At 64.1% G+C, this 7,045-nt stretch carries 4 protein-coding genes; all 4 read left to right on the top strand.

Annotated elements, in window-relative coordinates:
* Positions 1-528: 528 nt before the first annotated feature.
* The 4 genes from ACRC0P_RS03365 (at position 529) to ACRC0P_RS03350 (ending at position 6,858) form a co-directional block, all read left to right on the top strand.
* Positions 529-2,445: a bifunctional 5-dehydro-2-deoxygluconokinase/5-dehydro-2-deoxyphosphogluconate aldolase gene (locus ACRC0P_RS03365; protein WP_438628376.1), complete on the top strand. Its 1,917-nt coding sequence runs from the start codon at positions 529-531 to the stop codon at positions 2,443-2,445.
* A 2-nt stretch (positions 2,446-2,447) separates the two neighbouring features.
* Positions 2,448-4,301 carry a 3D-(3,5/4)-trihydroxycyclohexane-1,2-dione acylhydrolase (decyclizing) gene (gene iolD / locus ACRC0P_RS03360; protein WP_438628375.1) on the top strand — a complete coding sequence of 618 codons (1,854 nt, stop codon included), beginning with the start codon at positions 2,448-2,450 and terminating at the stop codon, positions 4,299-4,301.
* Positions 4,302-4,418: 117 nt separating this feature from the next.
* Positions 4,419-5,921 carry a CoA-acylating methylmalonate-semialdehyde dehydrogenase gene (locus ACRC0P_RS03355; RefSeq protein ID WP_438628374.1) on the top strand — a complete coding sequence of 501 codons (1,503 nt, stop codon included), beginning with the start codon at positions 4,419-4,421 and terminating at the stop codon, positions 5,919-5,921.
* A 94-nt stretch (positions 5,922-6,015) separates the two neighbouring features.
* Positions 6,016-6,858: a TIM barrel protein gene (locus ACRC0P_RS03350; RefSeq protein WP_438628373.1), complete on the top strand. Its 843-nt coding sequence runs from the start codon at positions 6,016-6,018 to the stop codon at positions 6,856-6,858.
* The last annotated feature ends 187 nt before the right edge of the window (positions 6,859-7,045 follow it).

Raw genomic sequence — 7,045 nt, 5'->3', positions numbered from 1 at the left:
ACCCCGCGTAGGAGATGACAGGCTGCGCGCTCCGATTACATCTTGTCGGCGCCAAAGGCGACCACGTAGAGAAGCCTGAAACTCAGTAACAGCTGTCCAGTGCAAAAACCAGATTAGTGGTTGACTTCAGGGGCCGCTTTAGAGAAGAGAAGCCTGAAACTCAGTAACAGCTGTCCAGTGCAAAAACCAGATTAGTGGTTGACTTCAGGGGCCGCTTTAGAGAAGCGGCCGTTGGCCGCGATCGGACTTTCAAGCGCCCTGAGAGATCATCGCGGCCCGCGGCACGCTTCCCGGGAACGCGGAGCTCCAGCTCCGCAGGGCGCCGATCGCGGCCATGGGCGGATGGCCGCCCCGCCGCTCCTATAGCGGGCACAGCTGGTCTCCTCGCGCGGTGATACTCTCAGCAGGTCGCGTTTCTACCGGACTGCAAAACAAAAAAGTTTCACAAAATGAAATATTGAAATATATATTTCATTGCGACAGAATCACCCTCGACAGCCGTTTCGATGACCGAGAGAGACAACAAGAATGCCAGCTGACAGCAAACCCCTGGACCTGATCTGCATGGGCCGCGTGGCGGTGGACCTCTACGCCCAGCAGATCGGCGCCGACCTGGAGGACGCCGGCTCCTTTGCCAAGTACCTCGGTGGCTCCTCCGGCAACGTGGTCTACGGCACCGCCCGCCAGGGCATCCGCAGTTCCATGCTCGCGCGGGTGGGTAACGAGCATATGGGGCGCTTCGTGCGCGAGGAGCTCGAGCGCGCTGGGGTGGACACCAGTCATCTGATCACCGACCCGGAGCGCCTCACCGCCCTGGTGATACTGGGCATCAAGGACAAAGACACCTTCCCGCTGATCTTTTACCGGGAGAACTGCGCGGACATGGGCATCACCCCCGCGGATGTGGACGAGGACTACATCGCCTCCGCCCGTGCCCTGGCCATTACCGGCACCCACCTGTCCCACCCGTACACCCGCAGCGCGGTGCTGCGCGCGCTGGAATACGCCGGCACCCACGGCCTCAAGCGGATACTGGATATCGACTACCGCCCGGTGCTATGGGGGCTTACCAATCCGGGGGACGGCGAAACCCGCTATATCGAATCCACCGCGGTGACTGCCCAACTGCAGGAAGTACTGCACCACTTCGACCTGATTGTGGGCACCGAGGAGGAATTCCATATTGCCGGCGGCAGCACTGACACCCTGGAGGCCCTGCGCGCGGTGCGCGAGGTGAGCGGGGCGACGCTGGTATGCAAGCGCGGCCCCCTGGGCTGCTCGGTGTTCGAGGGGCAGATTCCCGCCGACCTGGACGAGGGCATCAGCGTGCTCGGCGTGCAGGTGGAGGTGCTCAATGTGCTGGGCGCCGGCGATGCCTTTATGTCCGGTCTGCTGCGCGGCTACCTCAACGGCGAGAGCTGGGAGCAGAGCTGCCGCTACGCCAACGCCTGCGGCGCGCTGGTGGTGTCCCGCCACGGCTGCGCGCCAGCCATGCCCAGCCGCGAGGAACTGGACGACTACCTGAGCCGCGCCGAATCGGTGCCGCGCCCGGACCTGGACGCGCGCCTCAACCACCTGCACCGGGTCACCACCCGCGCGCGCCGCTGGGACGAACTGAACATCATCGCCTTCGATCACCGCAGCCAACTGGTGGCCCTGGCGCAGGAGACCGGCGCGGACAAGGCGGTGATTCCGCCTCTGAAAAAACTGATCTTTAAAGCTGCGGAGCAGGTGATCGAAGAGGCCGGTATCCGCGGCAGGTTCGGCCTGTTCGTGGACGGTACCTTCGGCCAGGATGTGCTCAGCGCCGCCAGCGGCCGAGGCTGGTGGCTGGCGCGGCCCATTGAACTGCCGGGCTCGCGCCCGCTGCGCCTGGAGCACGGCAATATCGGCAGCCAGCTGGTGAGCTGGCCGCTGGACCAGATCGTCAAATGCCTGGTTTTCTACCACCCGGAGGACGGGGACGAGCTGCGCCTGGAGCAGGAGCGGGAGCTGCGGGAAATCTACCGCGCCTGCTGCCAGAGCGGCCACGAGCTGCTGCTGGAGGTGATACTGCCGGCGGACAAGTCGAGGGACGATGAACTTTATCTCCGCGCGCTGAAGCGCTTCTACAACCTGGACATCAAGCCCGACTGGTGGAAGCTGCCACCCCTGGCGGCGCAAAGCTGGGATGCGGTGGAAGCACTGCTGAAAGAGCGCGACCCCCACTGCCGCGGCGTGGTGATCCTCGGACTTGAGGCCCCCGTGGACCAACTGCAGGCGGGCTTCAACAGCGCTGCCGGCAAACCGGTGGTCAAAGGATTCGCGGTGGGGCGCACCATCTTTATGGAGCCCTCCCGGGAGTGGATGCTGGGCAATATCGACGACGATGAATTTGTCCGGCGCATCAAGAACAACTACCACCAGCTGATTGAACTGTGGCGCCAGCGGGGAGAGAGAAAATAACCATGGCCAAGACGCTGAAACTGACTATGGCCCAGGCCGTCGTGAAATACATGACCGCGCAGAAAGTGCTGGTAGACGGCGAAATTCAGCCCCTGTTCGCCGGGGTTTGGGCCATTTTCGGCCACGGCAACGTGGCCGGGCTGGGCGAGGCCCTGTACCAGGTGCAGGAAGAGCTGCCCACCTACCGCGCCCACAACGAGCAGGGCATGGCCCACGCCGCCATCGCCTTCGCCAAGACCGACAACCGCCGGCGCATGATGGCCTGCACCGCATCCGCCGGGCCCGGTTCCACCAATATGGTTACCGCCGCCGCGGTGGCGCACGTGAACCGCCTGCCGGTGCTCTTCCTGCCCGGCGACACCTTCGCCACGCGCATGCCGGACCCGGTGTTGCAGCAGGTGGAAAACTTCCACGACCACACCCTCACCTCCAACGACTGCTTCAAGCCGGTGAGCCGTTTCTTCGACCGCATTACGCGCCCGGAGCAGTTGCTCACCTCGCTGCCCCAGGCGCTGCGCGTGCTCACCGATCCGGTGGAGTGCGGACCGGTCACTCTGGCGCTGCCCCAGGACGTGCAGACCATGGCCTTCGACTACCCGGAGAGTTTGTTCGCGGAAAAAGTCCACCGCCTGCGCCGCCAGGCCCCGGACACAACGGAGTTGGGAGAGGCAGTGGCGCAGATCCGCGGCAGCAAAAAGCCGTTGCTGATCGCCGGCGGCGGCGCCCACTACTCGGGCGCGCTGGCGGAACTGGACGACCTGGTCTCCGCGCTGCAACTGCCCGTGGGGGAGACTCAGGCGGGCAAGGGCGCGCTGCCCTGGGACCACCCGTGCAATATGGGCAGCATCGGCGTCACCGGCGCCGTCTCCACCAATACGCTGGCGGCGGAGGCGGATCTGATTATCGCCGTGGGCACCCGCCTGGGGGATTTCGCCTCCGGCTCCCGCGCCATGATCAATCCGAAGGCGCGCATCCTCAGTGTCAACGTGGCCTCCTTCGACGCGGTGAAACACCGCAGCCAGCCGCTGGTGGGCGACGCCAAGCTGGCCCTGCCGGCACTGCTCGCCGGCCTGCACGACTGGCGGCCGGAGAAGGCGTGGACAGAGCGCTGTGCTTCCCTGCGGGCGCAGTGGAATGAAACCGTGGACCGCGCCTGCGCGGACAAGGGCAGGGAACTGCCCAGCGATGCCGAGGCGGTGGGTGCGGTCAACCGCGCCGCCGGCGAAAGGGATATCGTGGTCTGTGCCGCAGGCGGCCTGCCCGGGGAACTGCAGAAGCTCTGGCGCACCCGTTACGACCGCGGCTACCACGTGGAGTACGGCTACTCCTGCATGGGCTATGAAATCGCCGGCGGGCTGGGTGCCAAGATGGCGCGGCCGGATTCGGAGGTCTTCGTGATGGTGGGGGACGGCTCCTACCTGATGCTCAACTCGGAGATCGCCACTTCGGTGATGCTGGGCCACAAAATCATCGTGGTGGTGCTGGACAACCGCGGCTTCGGCTGCATTCACCGGCTGCAGCAATTCTGCGGCGGCCCGGGTTTCAACAATTTGCTGGAAGATTGCAAAACCGTTGAGGCCGGCGCGCCGAAAACCGACTTCGCCGCCCACGCCAGGGCCCTCGGCGCCCGCGCCGAGCAGGTGGGCAGTATCGCCGAACTGGAGGCCGCCCTGGACCGCGCCCGCGCCTCCGATATCACCTACGTGATCAGCCTGGACACGGACCCGCTGGCGGATACCAAAGACGGTGGCTCCTGGTGGGACGTTGCGATGCCGGAAGTCTCCGAGCGCGCGGAAGTGGTGGCGGCGCGGGAGGTTTACGAATCCCACAAGGCGCGGCAGAAAGAAAATCTCTAAAGAATGTCCACAGGATGGGCGAAGTGGGAGTCTGCTCTGTAGGCGATTGGGGTGCTGCGACACCCGTTTCGCCAGCAGGGCTGGCTCCCACGACGTTCATTTAAGAGGAGAATCCCTGTGAAGAATCAGATCCACAATTTTATCGATGGCCGGATCAGCGAAAGTTGCAGCGAGCGTTTTGCCCCCGTCTACAACCCCGCCCTCGGCGAAGTGACCGCCGAAGTGGCCCTCTCCACCGTTGCCGAAGTGGAAGCAGCGGTGGAGTCCGCCCGCAAGGCTTTCCCGGCTTGGGCCGCCACCACGCCCTTGCGGCGGGCGCGGATCATGAACCGCTTTCGCGACCTGTTGGAACAGAATGCCGACGAACTGGCAAAAATCATCAGCGCCGAACACGGTAAGGTCCACTCGGATGCCCTGGGTGAAGTCACCCGCGGCCTGGAAGTGGTGGAGTTCGCCTGCGGCGCGCCGCATTTGTTGAAGGGCGAATTTACCGAAAACGTCGGCACCAATATCGACAGCCATTCCATCCGTCAGCCCCTGGGGGTGGTGGCCGGCATCACCCCGTTCAACTTTCCCGCCATGGTGCCCATGTGGATGTTCCCCATGGCCCTGGCCTGCGGCAATACTTTTGTGCTGAAGCCCTCGGAGCGCGATCCCTCCGCGGCACTTTTCTACGCCGAGCTGATGAACGAGGCCGGATTTCCCCCCGGTGTGTTCAATGTGGTGCAGGGAGACAAACAGGCGGTGGATGCGCTGCTGGAACACCCACAAGTTTCCGCGGTGAGCTTCGTCGGCTCCACGCCCATTGCCCAATACATCTACGCCACCGGCGCCGCCCACGGCAAGCGGGTGCAGGCCCTGGGCGGGGCGAAGAACCATATGGTGGTGATGCCCGACGCCGACCTGGACAACACCGTGGACGCGCTGATGGGCGCCGCCTACGGCTCCGCCGGCGAGCGCTGCATGGCCATCTCAGTTGTGGTGGCCGTGGGTGAAGAAACCGCGGATGCACTGCGGGAGCGTCTGGTGAAGCGGCTGCAGGCATTGAAGATCGGCCCGGGTACTGACCCCGGGGCGGAAATGGGTCCGCTGGTGACAGCACAGCACCTGGAAAAAGTGCGCGGTTATATCGATGCCGGTGAGGCCGAAGGAGCGGAGCTGGTGGTGGACGGCCGCGAGTTCAAAATGCAGCAGAGCGGTTTCGAAAGTGGCTTCTTTATCGGCGGCACCCTGTTCGATCACGTCAAGCCGGAAATGAAAATCCACCGCGAGGAAATATTCGGTCCGGTACTGGCCATGGTACGCGCGAGGGACTTCGCCGAGGCGGTACAGCTGATCAACGACCACGAGTTCGGCAACGGCACCGCCATCTTTACCCGCGACGGCGACTCGGCGCGCGCCTTTGCGCACCAGATCCAGGTGGGCATGGTGGGGGTAAACGTGCCCATTCCGGTGCCCATGGCGTTCCACAGTTTCGGCGGCTGGAAAGCGTCGCTGTTCGGCGATCACCATATGCACGGCCCCGAGGGGGTGCGCTTCTACACCAAACTGAAAACCATCACCAGCCGCTGGCCCACCGGCATTCGCGAGGGTGCGGATTTCGTGATGCCTACGATGTAAGGCGGCAGGTAACTACTCGCGCCACCAGTCCCCTCCCCCGCAAGCGGGGGAGGGGAGAATAGTTAGGGCGTCGGCCCACAGCGAGATGAAAGCGATGAACGATTCCACAATAAAATTCGCACTGAACCATATGGCCTGTCCCACCCTCAGCCCACTGCAACTGATCGATGCGGCGGCGGAGCTGGGCATGGCTGCGGTGGAACTGCGCAACGACGTGCGCAAGAACAGCCTGAGCGACATGCAAACCGCGCGCACTGTGGCGGAGCGCGCCGAGGAACGTGGCATCCGGGTGTTGAGTGTCAACGCCCTCTATCCCTTCAATAAGTGGGACGCAGAGCGCGTGGAGCAGGCTGAGCGGCTGGCCGAGCTCGCCAGCGCCGCCGGTGCGGAGGCACTGGTGTGCTGTCCGCTGAATTCGGCGGAGTACCTGGCCCCGCTGGAGGACAAGACCCGGGCGCTGCACTCGGCGTTACGGGGATTGCGGGATCTCCTGGAAAAACACCAGCTGCGCGGTTTTATTGAGCCCCTGGGCTTTCCGGTCTCCTCGCTGCGCTTCAAGCGGCTGGCGGTGAACGCCATCAGCGAGCTGGATGCCGAGGGGCGGTGGTTCGGCCTGGTGCACGACACCTTCCACCATGCGGGTGCCGGCGAGGCGGAATTTTTTCCGCAGATGACCGGGCTGGTACATATCTCCGGAGTGGAGGACCGGAATGTGGACTTCAGCGATATGCTGGATGCTCACCGGGTGTTTGTCGGCCCGAAAGACCGCCTGGACAGCATTGGCCAGACCCGCCAGCTGCTGGATTCCGGTTACCGGGGGTTTGTTTCTTTCGAGCCCTTTTTCGACGGGCTCTGGCAGACTCCGGACCCGCTGCCGGCCATTCGCGAGAGTATGCAGTTTATCCGCGGCGAGCTGGCCGCGGTGCACAGCGACTGATTACTGGAAACCGGTGTTCTGCGAAAGGCCCCTGGCCACCACCGCGGAGGGCTGTATACGCATCGTGGAGGCGGAGATCAGCGCCGCGCGGCGCCTGCCGGCGAGGCCGGAATTTTACCGCTGATTCGATCAAGCAGTACCTCTGGAAAACCTGCAACGCATTTTCGGAGGAGTCTTTGGGGCGTTT

It is taken from the genome of Microbulbifer sp. (assembly GCF_051659245.1).
GTDB lineage: Bacteria > Pseudomonadota > Gammaproteobacteria > Pseudomonadales > Cellvibrionaceae > Microbulbifer.
This window is presented reverse-complemented; position numbering and strand designations above follow the sequence as displayed.